General features: G+C 65.6%; 18 protein-coding genes. 6 read left to right on the top strand and 12 right to left on the bottom strand.

The window, feature by feature from the left end:
* The first annotated feature begins 1 nt into the window (after position 1).
* Both BRA1417_RS0104550 and BRA1417_RS0104545 read left to right on the top strand, forming a co-directional pair.
* Positions 2-247, top strand: a complete 246-nt coding sequence (locus BRA1417_RS0104550) for a PilZ domain-containing protein (protein WP_007598461.1) — start codon at positions 2-4, stop codon at positions 245-247.
* A gap of 79 nt (positions 248-326) precedes the next feature.
* Complete coding sequence (locus BRA1417_RS0104545) at positions 327-1,124, top strand: tetratricopeptide repeat protein (protein ID WP_027514800.1); 798 nt, start codon at positions 327-329, stop codon at positions 1,122-1,124.
* A gap of 23 nt (positions 1,125-1,147) precedes the next feature.
* On the opposite strand, the gene BRA1417_RS0104540 is transcribed toward BRA1417_RS0104545, so the two are convergent.
* From BRA1417_RS0104540 to rsmI, 7 genes are all read right to left on the bottom strand, one after another.
* Positions 1,148-2,437 carry an AAA family ATPase gene (locus tag BRA1417_RS0104540; protein WP_027514799.1) on the bottom strand — a complete coding sequence of 430 codons (1,290 nt, stop codon included), beginning with the start codon at positions 2,435-2,437 and terminating at the stop codon, positions 1,148-1,150.
* Complete coding sequence (locus BRA1417_RS0104535; protein ID WP_027514798.1) at positions 2,434-3,168, bottom strand: CpaD family pilus assembly protein; 735 nt, start codon at positions 3,166-3,168, stop codon at positions 2,434-2,436. The genes BRA1417_RS0104540 and BRA1417_RS0104535 overlap by 4 nt, the downstream gene beginning before the upstream one ends.
* A 68-nt stretch (positions 3,169-3,236) precedes the next feature.
* Positions 3,237-4,754 (bottom strand): type II and III secretion system protein family protein, encoded by a 1,518-nt coding sequence (locus tag BRA1417_RS0104530; RefSeq protein ID WP_027514797.1) that lies wholly within the window; start codon positions 4,752-4,754, stop codon positions 3,237-3,239.
* Positions 4,755-4,764: 10 nt separating this feature from the next.
* Entirely contained in the window at positions 4,765-5,568 is an 804-nt protein-coding gene (cpaB, locus tag BRA1417_RS0104525; protein WP_027514796.1) for a Flp pilus assembly protein CpaB, read from the bottom strand.
* A 450-nt stretch (positions 5,569-6,018) separates the two neighbouring features.
* Complete coding sequence (gene gshB / locus BRA1417_RS0104520) at positions 6,019-6,963, bottom strand: glutathione synthase (RefSeq protein ID WP_027514795.1); 945 nt, start codon at positions 6,961-6,963, stop codon at positions 6,019-6,021.
* Between the two features lie 10 nt (positions 6,964-6,973).
* Positions 6,974-7,375 carry a YraN family protein gene (locus BRA1417_RS0104515; RefSeq protein ID WP_027514794.1) on the bottom strand — a complete coding sequence of 134 codons (402 nt, stop codon included), beginning with the start codon at positions 7,373-7,375 and terminating at the stop codon, positions 6,974-6,976.
* Positions 7,362-8,312, bottom strand: a complete 951-nt coding sequence (gene rsmI / locus BRA1417_RS0104510) for a 16S rRNA (cytidine(1402)-2'-O)-methyltransferase (RefSeq protein ID WP_027514793.1) — start codon at positions 8,310-8,312, stop codon at positions 7,362-7,364. The genes BRA1417_RS0104515 and rsmI overlap by 14 nt, the downstream gene beginning before the upstream one ends.
* Before the next feature lie 345 nt (positions 8,313-8,657).
* On the opposite strand from rsmI, the gene BRA1417_RS0104505 reads away from it, so the two are divergent.
* A complete protein-coding gene (locus BRA1417_RS0104505; protein WP_027514792.1) occupies positions 8,658-9,911 on the top strand; it encodes a penicillin-binding protein activator in 1,254 nt (417 codons plus the stop codon).
* Positions 9,912-9,926: 15 nt separating this feature from the next.
* On the opposite strand, the gene hemW is transcribed toward BRA1417_RS0104505, so the two are convergent.
* From hemW to rph, 3 genes are read right to left on the bottom strand one after another with little or no spacing between them, the layout of a single operon-like run.
* On the bottom strand, positions 9,927-11,111 hold the full coding sequence (gene hemW, locus BRA1417_RS0104500) for a radical SAM family heme chaperone HemW (protein ID WP_051448269.1): 1,185 nt from the start codon (positions 11,109-11,111) through the stop codon (positions 9,927-9,929).
* A gap of 16 nt (positions 11,112-11,127) precedes the next feature.
* The gene (gene rdgB / locus BRA1417_RS0104495) at positions 11,128-11,763 is read right to left on the bottom strand and encodes an RdgB/HAM1 family non-canonical purine NTP pyrophosphatase (RefSeq protein ID WP_027514790.1); all 636 of its coding nucleotides are present in this window, start codon (positions 11,761-11,763) and stop codon (positions 11,128-11,130) included.
* Between the two features lie 11 nt (positions 11,764-11,774).
* Positions 11,775-12,488 carry a ribonuclease PH gene (gene rph, locus BRA1417_RS0104490; protein WP_027514789.1) on the bottom strand — a complete coding sequence of 238 codons (714 nt, stop codon included), beginning with the start codon at positions 12,486-12,488 and terminating at the stop codon, positions 11,775-11,777.
* Positions 12,489-12,669: 181 nt separating this feature from the next.
* Between rph and hrcA the strand changes: the two genes are divergently transcribed.
* Together hrcA and grpE are read left to right on the top strand one after the other, a co-directional pair.
* Positions 12,670-13,758: a heat-inducible transcriptional repressor HrcA gene (gene hrcA / locus BRA1417_RS0104485; RefSeq protein WP_007598483.1), complete on the top strand. Its 1,089-nt coding sequence runs from the start codon at positions 12,670-12,672 to the stop codon at positions 13,756-13,758.
* Positions 13,759-13,854: 96 nt separating this feature from the next.
* Complete coding sequence (grpE, locus tag BRA1417_RS0104480; RefSeq protein ID WP_007598484.1) at positions 13,855-14,469, top strand: nucleotide exchange factor GrpE; 615 nt, start codon at positions 13,855-13,857, stop codon at positions 14,467-14,469.
* Positions 14,470-14,610: 141 nt separating this feature from the next.
* Here grpE and pncA read toward each other — a convergent pair whose 3' ends face one another.
* Together pncA and BRA1417_RS0104470 are read right to left on the bottom strand one after the other, a co-directional pair.
* Positions 14,611-15,333 (bottom strand): bifunctional nicotinamidase/pyrazinamidase, encoded by a 723-nt coding sequence (gene pncA, locus BRA1417_RS0104475; RefSeq protein WP_027514788.1) that lies wholly within the window; start codon positions 15,331-15,333, stop codon positions 14,611-14,613.
* 145 nt (positions 15,334-15,478) lie between these two features.
* A complete protein-coding gene (locus BRA1417_RS0104470) occupies positions 15,479-16,420 on the bottom strand; it encodes a hypothetical protein (protein ID WP_027514787.1) in 942 nt (313 codons plus the stop codon).
* 396 nt (positions 16,421-16,816) lie between these two features.
* Here BRA1417_RS0104470 and dnaK point away from each other — a divergent pair, with 396 nt between their 5' ends.
* Positions 16,817-18,718 (top strand): molecular chaperone DnaK, encoded by a 1,902-nt coding sequence (gene dnaK / locus BRA1417_RS0104465; protein ID WP_027514786.1) that lies wholly within the window; start codon positions 16,817-16,819, stop codon positions 18,716-18,718.
* Positions 18,719-18,804 lie beyond the last annotated feature (86 nt).

Below are 18,804 nucleotides of genomic sequence, written 5' to 3'. Positions count from 1 at the left end.
AATGCTTGCAAATCGCCGGAGAAGCGAACGACGGATGTGCACGCGGCTCGCCAAGATTCACTTTGGCGCGGGCTCGCTGCCGCGGGATTGCACGATCACGGATATTTCGGATGGCGGCGTGAAAGTGGTGGCGGAGTTCCTGGAAGTGCCGCCGCAATTCACCATCATCTTCGCGCCCGACTATTCCCGGCAGTGCCGCCTGCGCTGGCGCATCGGCTGCGAGTTCGGCGCTGAATTCACCGACTGAGCTGCGCAAGCGCCCCGCCTTAACGGGACTTTAGCGTTAATCGGTAAGCATCTCTGATCAGTCGCCGAGTGATCAGAGTATGTCCAAGCGTTTGTCCGTCGCCTCTCCTCCGGCGAGATATCTGTTTTCCGCGCTTCTGATCCTGGCTCTTGGCGGCTGTCAGACCACTGGCATCGAGGACATCACCGGTGCGCTCGGCGGAAAGTCGGAAACGGCTGGCAGGGCCGACACCAAGCCGGACGTGAGGCCGGACATGAGGCCGGACATGGACGCGCTGCGCGAGCGCTATCGCGCCAGGCCTGGCGATCCCAACATCGCGCTCGAATACGGCAAGGCGTTGCGCCAGACCGGCCAGCGCGCGCAGGCGCTCGCGGTGCTGGAGCAGGCCGTGCTCGCCCATTCCAGCAACAAGGCGCTGCTCGCAGGCTACGGCCGTGCGCTCGCCGACAGCGGAAGTTTCCAGCAGGCGTTCGACGTCCTCGGTCGCGCGCATTCGCCCGAGGATCCCGACTGGCATATCCTGTCGGCGCAGGGCGCCGCGCTCGATCAACTCGGCCGAAACGAGGAAGCGCAGCAATATTACGCCGCCGCGCTCAAGATCGTGCCGGACGAGCCGTCGGTCCTGTCCAATCTCGGACTGTCCTACATGCTGCAGAACAATCTGCCGCGGGCAGAGGAAACGATGCGCCGGGCGCACGCGCGCAATCCCGCCGATCTCCGCGTGCGCGCCAATCTCGCGCTCGTGCTGGGACTGGAAGGAAAGCAGGCCGAGGCCGAGACCATCGTGAAGGCCGACCTGCCGCCGGATCAGGCGGCGGCAAAGGTCACGGCGCTGCGGCAATTGCTGGTGAAAAAGCAGCAGCGGGCGGAGAAGTAACCGCGCGCGTCAGGATGCCTTGGTTACGAGGCCTTGCGATGCGGGGCTGATCCGCGCCCCGACCTGCCCTTCAGCTTCTTCAGCAGCGGTCCGAGCAGCGAGCGCTTCGGCTTCTTCACCTCGCCGCGCCCGGCGAGGCGGTTCGCCATGTTCTGGAACAGCTCGGTGGTGCGGTGGCTCTTGGAGACCTCCGCGATCATCTGGCCGTTGTTGGCCGCAGTCGAGAACAGCTTCGAATCGAACGGGATCACCGCGATCGGCTGGCTCTCCATGGTCTTGGCAAAGGCCTTGACCTCGATCTCCGCACGCTTGGGCATGCCGACCTGGTTGATGCAGTAGAGCGGTGGCCGGTCGTTCGGCCGCGCCGCCTTCAATACGTTCAGCATGTTCTTGGTGTTGCGCAGGTTCGCAAGATCGGGCTCGGCCACGATCACGATGTCGTCCGCGTTGACCAGCGCGCGTCGCGTCCAGCCCGACCATTGGTGGGGAACGTCGAGCACGATGCAGGGCGTGGTCATGCGCAGCGTGTCGAACACTGCGTCGAAGGCCTCCGCGCCGAAATCGTAGACGCGGTCAAGGCTGGCAGGCGCGGCAAGGAGGCTGAGACGCTCGGTGCATTTGGAGAGCAGACGCTCCATCAGGGCCGTGTCCGGCCGATCCTGCGACAGCACCGCATTGGCGATGCCCTGCACCGGGTCCTGATTGTAGTCGAGACCCGCGGTGCCGAAGGCGAGGTCGAGATCGATCACGACGGAATCGAGCGCGAGGTCGCGGGCGATGGTCCAGGCCACATTGTGCGCGACGGTGGACGCGCCGACACCGCCCTTGGCGCCGACCACCGCGATGACGCGGCCAGTGATGATGGTTTCGGACGCCGAGAACAGGCTGCAGATCGAGCGGACGACGTCGAGCGTTTCGACCGGTCCCACCACATAGTCGTTGACGCCGCGGCGGACCAGCTCGCGATAGGGCGCGGTGTCGTTGGGGTTGCCGATCACGACCACACGGGTGCCGGGATCGCAGACGCCGGCGAGGTCGTCGAGGCCCTCGAGGATGTCGCGCGTGCCGTCGGATTCGATCACGATGACGTTCGGCGTCGGCATCGTTTCATAGACTTCGATTGCCGCAGCTAAGCCACCGTCCTTGGCGGTAAGATGCGCCTTGGCGAGGCGGCGATCCTGCCCGGCCGCGGTCACCGCGGCGAGCGTCTGCTCGGTCTCGCAAAAGGCCTGCACGGAGATGCGAGGAACCGGCGCAATATGTTCCTCGGGGTGCTGCGGATCGTCCGCTTCTTCGTCCTGGACGCGTGTCATCTGCCTGTGTCGCTGAGTTTGGCCTTGTCGGCGTCTGGATTCGTGGTCGCGACCGGCGTGCCCTTGCGATAGCGCTCGAAGGCCACGTCACGCCGTGCGTTATAGGCCGGCGTCTCGGATCGCGGCTGCTCGAGGTCGGCGGGATTGTCGATCATGGCCGCGAGGTTGCGCTGGCTGGCGCAGCCCAGATTGAAATAGGGCCGGTTCTCGTTGTAGCCGGGGTCGAGGATGGAGGGGCCGAGATCTTCCGGCCACAGCCCGCAGGGGCCCGCGACCGCGGCGATCCGGGAATAGCTCAGACGGATGGTGGGCAGCAGCCCGGGATCCTCGGGCCGATAGGGATGCTGGACGATGGCACGCGCGGGTACGCCGCCGGAGGCGAGCACGGAACGGATCTCGTGATAGGTCGCTGCCGCCGCGCGCGAATTCGCGGCGTTGACAGGGACGTCAACAACGATCGAGCCGGTGCCTTCGCGCACCCAGTCCCGGGCGATGCCGGCGACGTCCGCGTGCTGCGCGGCCGAGAGGCCGCCGCGAGCCTTGCCGACGAAGATGACGATCGACTTCTTGGCTTCCTCGACCGCGATCGGGTGACGCTGGCGATAGTCGGTCGGCACCGTCTGGGTGACGACCTCGCCGGTGGTGTTGCAGGCGCCCAGCATGACGGAGAGCCCCGTCAGTGCCAGCGCGACGCCCAACTTGCGACGTCGATCGGCCATGGTCTTCGTCATCGCTTCATCCCCTCGTGCCCCGTCTCTTGCCCGTCTCTTGCCCCATTCCCCAAGCCGTCCGTTCGTCATCAGTCGATGATGAAGCCGAAATCACCGGGCGCACCCGCGATCGGATCGACGCGGCGCGCGATGCCATAGAGGCGGTTCATGCGGCCGAGCAGCGCGGTCTGGGCGTCAGAGGCCGGCGCGAAGCCGTCGTCGGGCCGGGACAGCTCCTTCTGGGCCACCGCGCGCACCACATAGGGCGTCACGATCACCATCAGCTCGGTCTCGTTGTTGACGAAGTCCTGGCTGCGAAACAGTGCGCCGATGATCGGCACCTGGTCGACGCCGGGAAGGCCGTTGATCGCCTGTTTGGTCTGCTGCTGGATCAGGCCGGCCATCGCCATCGAGCCGCCCGAGGGAATTTCCAGCGTCGTTTCGGCGCGGCGGGTCTGGATCGAGGGGATGGTGATCGAGTTGGTCGAGTTCGAGGACAGCGCCTGGGTGACTGTGATGGCGCTCTGGTTCGACAGCTCGGATACCTCGGTCATCACGCGCAGGCTGATCCGGCCCTCGCTCAATACGACCGGGGTAAAGTTCAGGGAGATGCCGAACTTCTTGTAGGTGATCTGGGTGGTGCAAACGTGGGTGACGGGATCGCAGGCATAGCCCGACGGAATGGGGAATTCGCCGCCGGCGATGAAGGTGGCGGATTCGCCGGAGATCGCGGTCAGGCTCGGCTCGGCGAGCGTGCGCATGACACCGGCACTTTCCATCGCGCGCATCGTGGCGCTGACGGTCGCGAAGCCCTTGGTGAGCCCGGCGACACCTAATCCGTTGTTGCTGACGATCGGTCCGCCGCTGACTGAGAACGGGTTGGAATTGTTGAAGTTCACCACCGCGGTGCCGGCATTCAGGCTGGCGCTGAGATCGACGCCCAACTGCTTGACGATATCGCGGCGCACTTCGCCGACGACGACCTTGAGCATCACCTGGTCGCGGCCGCGCACGACGATGTTGTTGACCACCTTCTCGGAGCCGCCGACTAGTTTGGCGGCGACGTCGCCGGCCTGCTGGGCCTCGACCGGGCTCGACACCGAGCCGGTGAGCATCACGCTGTCGCCGACGCCCTCGATCTGCACGCCCGGCAGCGACTGACGCAGCGCCGTGCGCATGCCGTTGAGATCGCGCTTCACCGCGATGTCGTAGGCGGCGACCTGCTGGCCGTCGGCGGCGAAGAACACGACGTTGGTCTGGCCGACCTGTCCGCCGATGATATAGGCGCGTTGGGCCGAGCGGATCACCGCATTGGCAATCTTGGGATCGGCGACCAGCACGTCCTTGACGTCCCGCGGCAGGTCGATCACAGCGGACTTGCCGACGCCGAGCGACAGGAAGCGCGTCTTCGCCGGTGCGATCGTCCCGACCGGCGACACATCGAGATCCGCTGCCTGCATCGGCGCCTGGTCGCCGACCGGCGCATCTGCGGCGCTAACGACATCGGGGGCTGCGAGCAGCCCCAGGATCAGCATCGTCCCCGTCCAGACCGAGCGCGCGCGATTCCCCCGAATGCGCATGCCCGTCCGATCATCCCCAAAGTTCATCATATCCCCATCACTTCTGTGACGTCAGTTGCCGCGCCTGCACGCCGTAGCGGATCACGTTGACCCCGCCGGACCGCTTGCTCGCCTGGTCCTCGGGCGTGCTGTCGATCGAGTTGGCATCGACGATGCTGCGCAGCGCGAGTGTCAGCGTGCCGCCCTGGCGCGCTGCCGATAGCGTGGCGACCTGGTCGGGCTTGAGCTCGAGCGTGACGGTCCTGCCGACGACGGCGTTCTGGCCGTCCTTTTCCTTCGGCGCCTGGTCGATCGCGAGCACGCGGATATTGGTCAGGATCGCCTCGGACAGGATGAGGTCGTTACCGGCGGCCCCGTCAGGATTCTTCAGGCGGCGGGTCAGCACGATGTCGACGCGGTCATTCGGCAGGATGAAGCCGCCGGCGGCAGTCTCGGCTGAAATCTCCGTGGAGACGGCGCGCATGCCAGACGGCAGGATCGCGGCCATGAAGCCGGAGCCGTCGGCCTTGACCAGCTTCTGCTCGCGGATCGGCTCGCCCTGCATCAACGGCACGCGTGCGATCGAGCCTGCGATCTGGATCTGCGCCTCGGGCCTGTTGTCGCGGCGGATGAAGGCGCTGCTCGCGGTCGCCGCCGGCCAGACCTGCCATTGCAGGTCCTCGGGCTTCACGGCTTGACCGAGCTGGATGTCGTTCTTGGCGACCAGGACCTCGACCGTCGGCAGCTTTTCGGCGACGGGGAGAACGGGCGCGGGCTTGTTGTCATAGCCGCTCGCCAGATACGCAGCGACGCCGCCGGCGCCCAGCGCGATGACGAGAACGACAATGCGTGCGGTGTTCATACGCTTCTACTCTTACGCGGGGCACTCGAACCGCACCTGGCGGGTTCCCCGTGTCGATGAGTAGGCAGTAAAAGTATAAGCGGTGTTGCGAGGCCGAATGCGATCGACAGCCGCGCTGTGCTCTTTCGGCAGATGGTGAACGTCGCGTTAGCCGGTCGGCCACTGGCCCCGTAGTTTCACGCAGTCGCGGCCCGTGCGTTCGAATGATGCGCGCCGCGTCATGGTGAAGGGGTGGTTAGTGATGTGTGAGGTGATGCTTGGTGCCGGCATGCAGTGAGATGGAAACAACGCGCCACATCACCGCTGTCGTCCTGGCGAAAGCCAGGGGACCCATTACCACCGCGATGAATTGTTAAGGAGGTGATCGTTTCGATGTTCGTCAAACCGGCAGCCGGGGTAATGGGTCCTGGCTTTCGCCAGGACGACATTGAGGAGGCTACGGACCGATGCCTACTTCGCCCGCTTCTGCTCGATCACGTCCCAGAGCTTTGCGGCAACGTCCGGTCCGCCGAGCCGCGCGATGGCGCGGATGCCGGTTGGCGAGGTTACGTTGATCTCGGTGAGATTGCCGTTGATGACGTCGATGCCGACGAACAACAGCCCGCGCTCGCGCAGCGCCGGGCCGACGGTGGCGCAGATCTCGCGCTCGCGCGGGGTGAGCTCGGTCTCCTGCGCTGCGCCGCCGCGCACCATGTTGGAGCGGAGGTCGTCGGCGGCCGGGACGCGATTCACCGCGCCGGCGAACTCGCCGTTGATCAGGATGATGCGCTTGTCGCCGTGCTTTACCTCGGGGATGAACTGCTGGATCACCCAGGCTTCCTTGAATGTCACCGAGAACATGTCGAACAGCGAGCCGAAATTCATGTCCTGCGGCATCACGCGGAACACCGCCGCGCCGCCATGGCCGTGCAGCGGCTTCATGACGACGGCGCCGTGCCTGTCGCGAAACGCGTTGATCTCGTCGAGGTCGCGCGAGATCAGCGTCGGCGGCATCAGCTGCGGGAAGTTCATCACGAACAGCTTCTCCGGCGCGTTGCGCACGGAGGCGGGATCGTTGACGACGAGCGCCTTCGGATGGATGCGTTCGAGAAGGTGCGTCGAGGTGATATAGGCGAGGTCGAACGGCGGATCCTGGCGCAGCAGCACCACGTCGAAGCCGTTGAGCGCCTCGCGCCTGGGTTCGCCCAGGGTGAAATGGTTGCCGGGTTCGTCGCGCACGGTGAGCAGCTGGACGGGAGCGACGATCTCCTCGCCGACCATCGAGAGCTTGTCGGGCGTGTAATAGGACAGGCCGTGGCCGCGCTTCTGCGCCTCCAGGAGCAGCGCAAAAGTGGAATCGCCCTTGATGTTGATGCGGGCGATGGGGTCCATCTGGACGGCGACGTTCAGTTTCATGGTCTGCCTTTCAGGTCGAGGCGTCGAATGCCGCCAACACATGGCGTGGAAGTGACCGCGGCGCAATCAGCATGGCATCGAATCGCATTTCGAATTCCGCATGCTCGGGATGCGCAACGAGCCAGCCTTGCGCGGCATCGATGATGCGCTGCTGCTGGCGCGGCGTCACCGCGAAGGCGGCGTCGTCCAGGGTCGCGCGCGCCTTGACCTCGACGAAGGCGATCAGATTGCGGCGGCGCGCCACGATGTCGATCTCGCCATGCGGCGTGCGGAAGCGCTTGGCGAGGATGCGGTAGCCCTTGGCCATGAGATAGGCCGCGGCGCGGCTTTCCGCGGAGATGCCGGTGCGAAAGGCGGCGATGCGCTCGGGCGAGGCGATTTTCGGTTCCGCCGGGGTCTCAGTCTTCGCCATCGCCGCCCCGCAGATCTTTGGCAAGCTCGAGCGCGCGGGCATAGACTTCGCGGCGCGGCCGGCCCGAGAGCGCGACCGCATGCGCCACCGCGTCCTTGACGCTGTTCGCGGCGAGCTGCTCGCGCAGGAGGTCGTCGAGCGCGTCCGATGTCAGCATCTCGGCATCCGCCGCAGGCGGAGCGATCACCAGCACGAATTCGCCGCGCGTCTCTAGCGTGTCGGCGTCGCGCGCCAGTTCATGCAGCGTAGCGCGCGAAATCTGCTCGTGCAGTTTCGTCAGCTCGCGGCAGATCGCGGCTTCGCGGGTCCCCATGATCTCGGCGAGCTCGGCGAGCGTGTCCTGCACGCGATTGCCGGAATCGAACATCACCAGCGTCGCATCGATGCGCGCAAGCTCGGCCAGGCGCGACTTCCGCGCGGCCGATTTCGCCGGCAGAAAGCCTTCAAAGAAGAAGCGGTCGGTCGGCAGCGCTGCGACCGACAGCGCCGCCAGCACCGAGGACGGGCCGGGCAGCGCGTAGACCGCGTGGCCGGCGGCGCAGACCTCGCGTACCAGCTTGTAGCCGGGGTCCGAGATCAGCGGCGTGCCGGCGTCCGACACCAGCGCGATCGAGCCGCCCTGCGAAAGCCGCTCCAGGATTTTTGGACGGGCCGCTTCCGCATTGTGCTCGTGATACTGCTTGAGCTGCGCGGAGATGTCGTAGCGCTCGGTCAGACGCCGCGTGATGCGGGTGTCCTCGCAGGCGATGACATCGACCCCGGCGAGGGTCTGCAGCGCCCGCAGCGTGATGTCACCGAGATTGCCGATGGGGGTCGCGACCAGGTGCAGGCCAGGCGCGGCCTTCGGCGCGACAAGCCGATGGACGTCGATGGAGAAACCGCGCGAGGCGGGCTCCGTCGTCTCGGGTGTATTTATCGGGGACGGCTTTGCGCGCATAATCAGACGAACTTAGGCATGATCCCCGGGACTGGGAACCGGTCCCCGGAAAAAGATCGTGCCTGGGCAAGGCAAGGGGCGAGGAAGGACTGGAATGTGATCCATTCGGCATCACATTCCCCAGGGAATGAAGCGTCAGCGCCATATTCGCGGCGGAAACGCCGCCTTGATGCTGGGTGACGGACGGCGGACAGCTAGCCAGAACTTGAGAGGAAGCCGCGTTAAGCGGGCATTATCCTTTTGTTTGAGTTAACTATTTGCCGACAATATGCCTGAATCCATGGCCGGTGTCGTGGAAAGAATATCGTGAGCGGCTGGCGACGGTCGATCAGAAGAGAAACTGTCATGACGGGCCCACGTGATCCCAGATCTTCCTCTTCGGAGGAGTCTCCCGTTCAGGGGTCCCTGATATCGGGGGCGACCCGGCGGAGCGCGCTCGGCCTGTTGCTCGGCACGCCGCTGCTGTCGGCCTGCGCCGGCGTGCAGCAGAGCCTGAGCCAGTTCTCGAATCCCTTCAGCAGTTCCTCTCCGCCTCCGGCCCAGCCGGCCGGCCCGCCGCAGCAGGCCACGACCGCCGGCACCGGCGGGGTGAAGGTTGCCGTGATCCTGCCGCTCTCGGCCTCCGGCAATGCGGGCCTCGCCGCGCAGTCGATGCGCAACGCCGCCGAGATGGCGCTGGCCGAGTTCCAGAATCCCAACATCCAGCTCCTGATCAAGGACGACAATGGCAGCCCGCAGGGTGCGCAGGCGAGCGCGCAGCAGGCGGTGGATGAGGGCGCCGAGATCATCCTGGGGCCCCTGTTCGCGCAGTCGGTGCCTGCGGTGGCGCAGATCGCGCGCACGCGCGGCATCCCGGTGATGGCGTTCTCGACCGATTCCAGCATCGCCGGGCGCGGTGTCTATCTGCTGAGCTTCCTGCCGGAGTCCGACGTCAACCGCATCGTCGAATATTCCGCCAGCATCGGAAAGCGCTCCGTCGCCGTGCTCGTGCCCGACAATGCCTATGGCAACGTGGTCGAGGCCGCGGTGAAGGCGGCGGTGCCGCGCCGCGGCGGGCGCATCGTCGCGTTCGAGAAATACGGCGCCGATCGCACCACGCCGGCCCGGACCGTGGCGCAGCAGCTCGGCAGCGCCGATGCATTGTTCATCGCCGATGACGGCGACGCCGTCGTCTCGGTCGCCGATGCGATGAGCGCGGCGGGTGCGAACCTGCGCAATATCCAGCTGCTCGGCACCGGCCTTTGGGACAGTCCGCGCGTCTATGCCAGCTCAAGCTTGCAAGGCGGCCTCTACGCCGCGCCCGACCCGGCCGGCTTCCGCGCCTTCTCCGGCCGCTATCGCACCAAATACGGCGCCGAGCCGATCCGCACGGCCACGCTCGCCTATGACGCCGTCGCCCTGGTCGCCGCGCTGGCGCGCACGCAAGGCACGACGCGCTTCTCGTCCGACGTGCTCACCAATCCTTCCGGATTCGCCGGCATCGACGGGCTGTTCCGCTTCCGCGCCGACGGCACCAACGAGCGCGGCCTTGCGGTGATGAAGGTGACGACAGGCGGTGGTGTGGCAGTCGCGGGCTCGCCGAAGAGTTTCGGGGCGTAATTTTCGTAGAACTCGCTACGCCGCGAGATCCGCAACCACTGCGTCCAGCACCGGAAAACCGCTGCTGGTCACGCGCAGGCGTCCGGTTGCATCCACCGTGATCGCGCCTTCTTCGCGCAGGAGCGTGATGCGCTTGGGATCGAGCGAGCGGCCTGACAGCGCGCGGTAGCGCTCGGGGTCGATGCCCTCGGCAAGGCGCAAGCCCATCAGCAAAAATTCGTCGGCGCGTTCTTCGCTGTTGAGGAGATCGTCGGTGACGACGCCGTGCCCGTTGGTCTCGACCCGCATCAGCCAGGCTTCGGGACGCTTCTCGGTGGCGGTCGCGTGCCTGATTCCGTCGATGTCGAGCCGGCCATGGGCGCCGGGGCCGATGCCGGCATATTCCTCGCCGCGCCAGTAGACCAGATTGTGCCGGCACTCGGCGCCGCGCCGCGCGTGATTTGAAATCTCGTAGGCGGGCAGGCCGAGCTTGTCGCAGGTCTCCTGCGTGACGTCGTAGAGCGCGCGTGCGATCGCTTCATCCGGCGTTTTCAGCTTGCCGGCCTGATGCAGGCCGAAGAACGGCGTGCCTTCTTCGATGGTTAGTTGATAGAGCGACAGATGCTCGGCCGCCTCGCCGATCGCGAGACGCAATTCATCGGCCCACATCGCCGGCGTCTGGTCGGGACGGGCATAGATCAGGTCGAACGAATAACGATCGAACGAGCGGCGCGCGATGGCGACCGCGTCGAGGGCCTCGCGCGCGCTGTGCATGCGGCCGAGCGCCTTCAGCGAGGCATCGTCGAGCGCCTGCACGCCGAGCGAGACGCGGTTGACGCCGGCGGCGCGATAACCGGCAAAGCGCGTGGCTTCGACACTGGTCGGGTTTGCCTCCAGCGTGACTTCAACGTCTTTCGCCACACTCCAGTGCTTGCCGATGGCATCGAGCACAGCGCCGACGGTCGCAGGCTGCATCAGGGATGGCGTGCCGCCGCCGAGAAAGATCGAGGTGACTTCGCGGCCGGGCGCGCGCTCAGCGGTCGCAGCGATCTCGCGCGCGAAAGCCGACGCAAAGCGCGCCTCGTCGATCGCGGCGTGGCGGACATGGCTGTTGAAGTCGCAATAGGGGCACTTCGACAGGCAGAACGGCCAGTGCACGTAGACGCCGAAGGCTTCGGATTCTTGTTTTGACGCGTTTTCCTGGCGCGAACCGGTATCCACTTCGCTCGAAAACGCTCTAGCGCGGCTCAAGGCAGATCTCCGCCAGTTTCACGAAGGCGCGGGCACGGTGCGACAGGCCGAGACCGAGCGGCGGCAGGCCGTGCTTCTCGATGCTCTCCATCTCGCCGAAGGTGCGGCTATGGCCGTCGGGCAAAAACATCGGGTCGTAGCCGAAGCCGGCGGTGCCGCGCGGCGGCCACACCAGCGTGCCGTCGACGCGCGCCTCGACCTCTTCGAGATGATCGTCGGGCCATGCAACGCAGAGCGCGGAAACGAAGTGCGCCTTGCGCTTGGCGGGCGTCGTTGCGCCACGCTCCTGCAACAGCCGTTCGATCTGCGCCATTGCCGCGGCAAAATCCTTGTTCGGGCCGGCCCAGCGCGCCGAGTAGATGCCGGGCGCGCCGTCGAGCGCGTCGACCACGATGCCGGAATCATCGGCGAAAGACGGCAGCTTCGTCGCCTGCGCTGCCGCGATCGCCTTGATCGCGGCGTTGCTGCGAAAATCGTTTCCGGTCTCTTCCGGCTCCGGAAGGCCTAATTCGCCGGCCGACACCGCCTCGATGCCGTAAGGCGCGAGCAGCTCCTTCATCTCGGCGAGCTTGCCGGGATTATGGGTGGCGATGACCAGCTTTCCGGTGATTCGGCGATGCATCGGGCTATTGACTACGCTACCGCCAGTTTCTGCAAGTCCACGAGACGCGCGACGCCCTTGCGCGCCAGCGCCATCAGCGCGAGGAACTCGGCTTCCGTGAACGGCTCGCGTTCCGCGGTGCCCTGGACCTCGATGATGCGGCCATCGCCCGTCATGACGAAATTGGCGTCGGTGTCGGCTTCGGAGTCCTCGGCATAGTCGAGGTCGAGCACGGGCGTGCCCTTGTAAATGCCGCAGGAGATCGCGGCGACGTTGTCGCGCAACACATTGGCCTTGACCATGTTGCGCGCCTTCATCCAGGTGATGCAATCGGCGAGGGCGACCCAGGCGCCGGTGATCGAGGCCGTGCGGGTGCCGCCGTCGGCTTGGAGCACGTCGCAATCGACCGTGATCTGGCGCTCGCCGAGCGCTTCGAGATTGATGATGGTGCGAAGCGAGCGGCCGATCAGGCGCTGAATTTCGACGGTGCGGCCGCTCTGCTTTCCTGCGGAGGCCTCGCGGCGGGTGCGTTCCGAGGTCGCGCGCGGCAGCATGCCGTATTCGGCGGTGACCCAGCCGCGGCCCTGGCCCTTCAGCCATGGCGGCAGGCGGTCTTCCAGCGTGGCGGTGACCAGCACGTGGGTATCGCCGAATTTCACCAGGCACGAGCCTTCCGCATATTTGACCACGCCGCGCTCCAGCGTCACGGGGCGCAATTCATCGGGCGCACGGCGGCTTGGCCGCATGGGAAATCCTCCAAAAGTCTCGGAAAAGGGCTGTTGGCGGTGCTTGTAGGTGGGGGGAGGGTGGGCGGCAAGGGGGAAGATCGAGGTCTTCTTCACTGCCGAATTTCAATCCGCCAACACCACGCTTGTCAGAAGCGTCCGGGATAGACAAATTACCTGCATCTGAGAGGAGTTACGGTCTGTGGCCCATCACGATCCGATCCATCTGATCGCGCCGCGCGCGGGCCTCGCCCAGCTCAACGAGCGTTCCCGCGACATCTTTCGTCAAATCGTCGAAAGCTATCTCGCGACCGGGGAGCCGGTGGGCTCGCGCAATATTTCTCGCCTGATCGCCATGCCGCTGTCGCCCGCCTCGGTCCGCAACGTCATGGCCGACCTGGAACAGCTCGGCCTGATCTACGCCCCGCACACCTCCGCCGGCCGGCTGCCGACGGAACTCGGCCTGCGCTTCTTCGTCGATGCCCTGATGCAGGTCGGCGACCTCAATGACAGTGAACGGCAGGCGATCCAGAGCCAGTTGACCTCCGTGGGCCACGCGCAATCGGTCGAGGCTGCGCTCGAGGAAGCATTGACGCGGCTTTCCGGCCTGACCCGCGCCGCTGCCGTCGTGCTGACGCCGAAATCCAATGCGCGGCTGAAACATATCGAATTCGTCCGCTTGGAACCGGAAAAGGCATTGGTGATCCTGGTCGGCGAGGACGGGCAGGTCGAAAACCGCGTCTTGACGCTGCCGCCGGGAGTTCCATCGTCGGCGTTGACCGAAGCCGGCAACTTCCTCAATGCGCGGATCCGGGGACGGACCCTGGCCGAGGCGCGGCTGGAGCTCGAGACCGCGCTCGGAGAGGCGCGCACCGAGCTCGATCAGCTGACGCATAAGGTGATCTCGGCCGGGATTGCCAGCTGGTCGGGCGGCGAGAACGAGGACCGCCAGCTCATCGTCCGCGGCCACGCCAATCTGCTCGAGGATTTGCATGCGCTGGAGGACCTCGAGCGCGTTCGCCTGCTGTTCGACGATCTCGAGACCAAGCGCGGCGTCATCGACCTGCTCGGCCGGGCCGAGACCGCGGAAGGCGTGCGGATCTTCATCGGCAGTGAGAACAAGCTGTTCTCATTGTCGGGTTCGTCCACCATCATCTCGCCCTATCGGGATGCCGCCGGCCATATCGTCGGTGTTTTGGGCGTGATCGGGCCGACGCGGCTGAATTATGCCCGCGTGATCCCGACCGTGGACTACGCTGCCCGCATCGTCAGCCGGCTGCTGGGGGGCTGACCGGCGTCTCCCCCGATCACGGGCGCTTGATTTTCGGCGCCCGAAGCACGATATCCGGGCCAGAAACCCCCTGAGACGAATGCGAAAAGAGAGCCGATGACCGATCGAGACCGGCAACCCGAAGACACGAGTGCTGCGGCCGGCGAGCCCGTGGTGTCAAAACCCTACATCATGCCCGACGATCCCGAGCCCGGCTCGGTCGAGCTTCTGCAGAAGGAAGTCGCCGAGGCGCGCGACCGCATGCTGCGGACGCTGGCCGAGATGGAGAATCTGCGCAAGCGCACCGCCAAGGAGGTCGCGGACTCCAAGCTCTACGGCGTCACGGGCTTTGCCCGCGACGTGCTCGACATCGCCGACAACCTCCAGCGCGCGCTCGATGCCGTTCCGGCCGAGGCCCGTGCGGCGGCCGATGCAGGCCTCGCCTCGCTGATCGAGGGCGTCGAGCTGACCGAGCGCTCGCTGCTCAGCGCGCTGGAAAAACACGGCGTGAAGAAATTCGACCCCTTGGGCCAGAAGTTCGACCCGAACTTCCAGCAGGCGATGTTCGAGGTGCCTGATGCATCGGTGCCCGCGGGCACCGTCGTGCAGGTCATGCAGGCCGGCTACACCATCGGCGAGCGCGTGCTGCGTCCTGCCTTGGTCGGTGTCGCCAAGGGCGGCGCCAAGGCCGCGCCCGCCAACAGCAACGAGCCGAACGGCGCGGCCAACTGATCGATCCTCATGGTGAGGAGGCGCATCAGCGCCGTCTCGAACCATGTAGGCCGAGCTGCTGCAGCGAGGCCTTCATCCTTCGAGACGCGCGCGAGGAAGCGCGCTCCTCAGGACGAGGGTCTTGCAGTTCGATCGCGCCTCTTACGCGCTCGCCGCGATATCCGCGGACTGGATCCGCTTCACGCCAGCCTTGGCCATGTCGGCCCAGGCTTTTGCGAGCGAGCCCTGATTGTCGATGCCGCGGCAGGCGTCTTCCACCACATAGACTTCGAAGCCCGCCTTGCGCGCGTCGAGCGCGGTCCACGCAACGCAAAAATCCGTCGCCAGCCCGACTACGAAGACGCGCTTGATCTTGCGCGCCTTCAGATAGCCGGCAAGGCCGGTCGAGGTCTTGCCGTCAGCTTCGAGGAAGGCCGAATAGCTGTCGACGTCCTTGTGAAAACCCTTGCGGATGATGAGCTCGGCGTGCGGGATCGCAAGGTCCTTCGACAGCGCGGCGCCGTCGGTGCCCTGCACGCAATGGTCGGGCCACAGCACCTGCTTGCCGTAGGGAAGATCGACGGTCTCGAACGGCTTCTTGCCGGCGTGGACTGATGCGAAGGAAACATGGCCTTGCGTGTGCCAGTCCTGTGTCATCACCACGTTCGAAAACGCTTTCGAGATCTTGTTGATGACGGGCACCACCTGCTCGCCTTCCTTCACGGCAAGGCTGCCGCCGGGCAGGAAGCAGTTCTGCACGTCGATCACGAGCAGCGCGGATGCATCGTCCGGCTTGATCGATGTGGCCGCCAGAATCGCGGTTGGCGCGAGCGCCACGAGCGCGCTCGTCCCGAGCGCCGCCAAGACTTGTCGCCGATCCAGCATCATTCGCCTCCCTCCAGGATGAACTCAACGGAAGGGGAGCCTAGTTCCGTTCGTGTACGAACAGAAGCCCGAAAATGCAGCGGGCTTTGGCGAGTGGTTGGGCTGCTGACCGGGTATCTTCGCCGGGACGACGATGAGTGTCAGGCTAGCCCTTCGGCTGGATGCCGTCGCGGACCGCGCGGAAGCGGGTGAAGGCGGCCGGCCATTGCTCGCGCGGGGCGCTGGCGATGATGCGCAGCGAGGCGCCGCCGCTGCTGAAGCGGATCCACTGCACCACGGTCACCGGCGTCTTGTCCTTGCCGCTGACGCCGTCGATCCGGGTCTCGAAACCCTGCTGGCCGCTGATGCGGATCGGCTCGGACATGGTGACGCGCGACTCGCGCACGCCGGGAATCTGGAGCGCCGCCTCCTGGGCGAAGCGGGCACGGTCGTCGGCGGCTTGCGGGGTGGCGCCAATCACGCCGAGGATGATGAACGGCTTCGATTCATAGCCGGAGCTCTCGTCGCCGTCGGCCAGGATGATGCTCGAGCCCGGCGCCAGCGTGCGAACGTCCTTGAAGTCGGCGAGATCGGTGATCTTGAACGGCATCAGCGCGATCTGCTCGTCGGCCGAGACCTGCTTGCGGGTGACGACGCTCGCGAACATCTGCCGCACCGCCTCGTCGGTGTAGATCTTGACCGCATTCTCCGGAATCTGCACCGCGACATAGCCGGAGAAGCCGGCCCCCGGCACGATCATCGAATAGCGCCGCACCGGGGTCTCGCCGGCCTTGCCGCTCTCGGTGGTGAAATAGGCAAGACCCGCGGGTGTCTCGATCTTGTCCTGCTTGATGCCGTTGGTTCCGGCCGGATTGGAGTTGAAGGCGCTCACGACCTCGCCATAGGCCGCCGGCGGCAGTTCTGTGATCAGCACCTTGACGTTGCCGTCCTCGCTCTCGAAGCCGGGAAAGGTCTTTGCCGTGTTGAGACCGACCAATGGCACCATGCCGAGGCGCAGGCCGGGTGGGAAAACGGCGTCGGCAGCCAGAGCCGGAAGCGCAGAGGCAACGAGGAGGGCGAGCGCAGCAAGGGGGCGGATCAGCTTCATGGGCACTCTGATTGGTTCACATTGAGGCCGTTCGATGGTGGCCAGCCGGCCCCTTTTGTCGCGCGAGGCAGCTCGATGACGAGCCCGGCCGGCTGCCCGCCTTTTAGCGGTTTTGGTCTGGCCGCAACAGGGCGGGACGGAATGCGGTAGCGGATGCCGGCCGATCGCGGCACCTGTTAATAATTCCTCACCCGCAAGGGCGGTGCAGCCCGGATATGTTCTTCCAAAACCCAATGTTTTCACGGCCGAAACTTGCGTTCGGTCCTTGCAGGCACCTCCCCCCCTCCTATATGACCCCCAACCATCGCAATATCGCGAATGTTTGATCTTAGGGGGTTTCGGTTCGGGTGCCTTCTGGGCCCAGCCAGCCTGCCGCAAAAACAAGGATACAGGACCATGGGAAAGGTCATCGGGATCGACCTCGGCACCACGAATTCGTGCGTCGCCGTAATGGATGGCAAGAACGCCAAAGTCATCGAGAATTCCGAAGGCATGCGCACGACGCCTTCGATCGTCGCCGTGACGGACGACGGTGAGCGCCTCGTCGGCCAGCCGGCCAAGCGCCAGGCCGTCACCAATCCCGAGCGCACGTTCTTCGCAGTGAAGCGCCTGATCGGCCGCCGCTACGACGACCCGATGGTCGAGAAGGACAAGAAGCTCGTTCCGTACAAGATCGTGAAGGCTTCCAACGGCGACGCCTGGGTCGAGGCCGACGGCCAGACCTACTCGCCCTCGCAGGTCTCGGCGTTCATCTTGCAGAAGATGAAGGAGACCGCGGAAGCCCATCTGGGCCAGAAGGTCGACCAGGCCGTCATCACCGTGCCCGCCTACTTCAACGACGCCCAGCGCCAGGCGACCAAGGACGCCGGCAAGATCGCTGGCCTTGAAGTGCTGCGCATCATCAACGAGCCGACCGCGGCCGCGCTCGCCTACGGCCTCGACAAGACCAAGGCCGGCACGATCGCCGTGTACGATCTCGGCGGCGGCACGTTCGATATCTCGATTCTCGAAATCGGCGACGGCGTGTTCGAGGTGAAGTCGACCAACGGCGACACCTTCCTCGGCGGCGAAGACTTCGACATGCGCCTGGTCGGCTATCTGGCCGACGAATTCCAGAAGGAGCAGGGCATCAACCTGCGCAACGACAAGCTCGCGTTGCAGCGCCTGAAGGAAGCCGCTGAAAAGGCCAAGATTGAGCTGTCGTCGACGACGCAGACCGAGATCAACCTGCCCTTCATCACCGCGGACCAGACCGGCCCGAAGCATCTGACGATGAAACTCACCCGCGCCAAGTTCGAAGCGCTGGTCGATGATCTCGTCCAGAAGACCGTCGAGCCCTGCCGCAAGGCGCTGAAGGATGCCGGCCTTACCGCCGCCGAGATCGGCGAAGTGGTGCTGGTTGGCGGCATGTCGCGCATGCCGAAGGTCCAGGAAGTCGTGAAGCAGCTGTTCGGCAAGGAGCCGCACAAGGGCGTCAACCCGGACGAAGTCGTGGCGATCGGCGCCGCGATCCAGGCCGGCGTGCTTCAGGGCGACGTCAAGGACGTGCTGCTGCTCGACGTGACCCCGCTGTCGCTGGGCATCGAGACGCTGGGCGGCGTGTTCACCCGCATCATCGACCGCAACACCACGATCCCGACCAAGAAGAGCCAGGTGTTCTCGACCGCCGAGGACAGCCAGAACGCGGTCACCATCCGCGTCTTCCAGGGCGAGCGTGAAATGGCGGCCGACAACAAGATGCTCGGACAGTTCGACCTGATGGGCATTCCGCCGGCTCCGCGCGGCATGCCGCAGATCGAGGTGACCTTCGACATCGACGCCAACGGCATCGTCAACGTCTCGGCCAAGGACAAGGCCACGTCCAAGGAGCAGCAGATCCGCATCCAGGCCTCCGGCGGTCTGTCGGAAGCCGACATCGAGAAGATGGTCAAGGACGCCGAGGCCAATGCCGAGGCGGACAAGAAGCGCCGCGAGGCCGTGACTGCCAAGAACGAAGCGGACGGCCTGGTGCATTCGACCGAGAAGGCGCTGGCCGAGCACGGTTCGAAGGTCGCCGAGACCGAGCGCCGCGCCATCGAGGATGCCGTCAGCGATCTGAAGGAAGCGCTGAAGGGCGACGATGCCGAAGCGATCAAGGCCAAGACCCAAACGCTGGCCCAGGCTTCGATGAAGCTCGGCGAGGCCATGTACAAGCAGCAGGCCGAGGCCGACGCCAAGAAGGATGCGGCCCAGGACGACGTCGTCGACGCGGAATTCACCGAAGTCGACGACGACAAGAACAACAAGAAGTCCGCCTGAACCCCGCGAGGGTGATGATGCGGACGGCTTGGACCCCACACGCGCCAACGGCCTCCTCCCTCGCGGGGGAGGCCATCGTGTCGGGC

This window comes from Bradyrhizobium sp. WSM1417 (assembly GCF_000515415.1).
Lineage (GTDB): Bacteria > Pseudomonadota > Alphaproteobacteria > Rhizobiales > Xanthobacteraceae > Bradyrhizobium.
The sequence above is the reverse complement of the archived record's forward strand: the minus strand, read 5'-3'. Positions and strand labels throughout refer to the sequence as shown.

Coding starts and splice junctions, on each gene's coding strand:
- BRA1417_RS0104470 (WP_027514787.1), bottom strand. CDS start 16,420: ATGAAGCTGATCCGCCCCCTTGCTGCGCTCGCCCTCCTCGTTGCCTCT.
- rdgB (WP_027514790.1), bottom strand. CDS start 11,763: ATGCATCGCCGAATCACCGGAAAGCTGGTCATCGCCACCCATAATCCC.
- BRA1417_RS0104505 (WP_027514792.1), top strand. CDS start 8,658: ATGACGGGCCCACGTGATCCCAGATCTTCCTCTTCGGAGGAGTCTCCC.
- dnaK (WP_027514786.1), top strand. CDS start 16,817: ATGGGAAAGGTCATCGGGATCGACCTCGGCACCACGAATTCGTGCGTC.
- BRA1417_RS0104530 (WP_027514797.1), bottom strand. CDS start 4,754: ATGAACTTTGGGGATGATCGGACGGGCATGCGCATTCGGGGGAATCGC.
- BRA1417_RS0104550 (WP_007598461.1), top strand. CDS start 2: ATGCTTGCAAATCGCCGGAGAAGCGAACGACGGATGTGCACGCGGCTC.
- BRA1417_RS0104535 (WP_027514798.1), bottom strand. CDS start 3,168: ATGACGAAGACCATGGCCGATCGACGTCGCAAGTTGGGCGTCGCGCTG.
- gshB (WP_027514795.1), bottom strand. CDS start 6,963: ATGAAACTGAACGTCGCCGTCCAGATGGACCCCATCGCCCGCATCAAC.
- rsmI (WP_027514793.1), bottom strand. CDS start 8,312: ATGCGCGCAAAGCCGTCCCCGATAAATACACCCGAGACGACGGAGCCC.
- grpE (WP_007598484.1), top strand. CDS start 13,855: ATGACCGATCGAGACCGGCAACCCGAAGACACGAGTGCTGCGGCCGGC.
- BRA1417_RS0104545 (WP_027514800.1), top strand. CDS start 327: ATGTCCAAGCGTTTGTCCGTCGCCTCTCCTCCGGCGAGATATCTGTTT.
- BRA1417_RS0104515 (WP_027514794.1), bottom strand. CDS start 7,375: ATGGCGAAGACTGAGACCCCGGCGGAACCGAAAATCGCCTCGCCCGAG.
- pncA (WP_027514788.1), bottom strand. CDS start 15,333: ATGCTGGATCGGCGACAAGTCTTGGCGGCGCTCGGGACGAGCGCGCTC.
- rph (WP_027514789.1), bottom strand. CDS start 12,488: ATGCGGCCAAGCCGCCGTGCGCCCGATGAATTGCGCCCCGTGACGCTG.
- BRA1417_RS0104540 (WP_027514799.1), bottom strand. CDS start 2,437: ATGACACGCGTCCAGGACGAAGAAGCGGACGATCCGCAGCACCCCGAG.
- cpaB (WP_027514796.1), bottom strand. CDS start 5,568: ATGAACACCGCACGCATTGTCGTTCTCGTCATCGCGCTGGGCGCCGGC.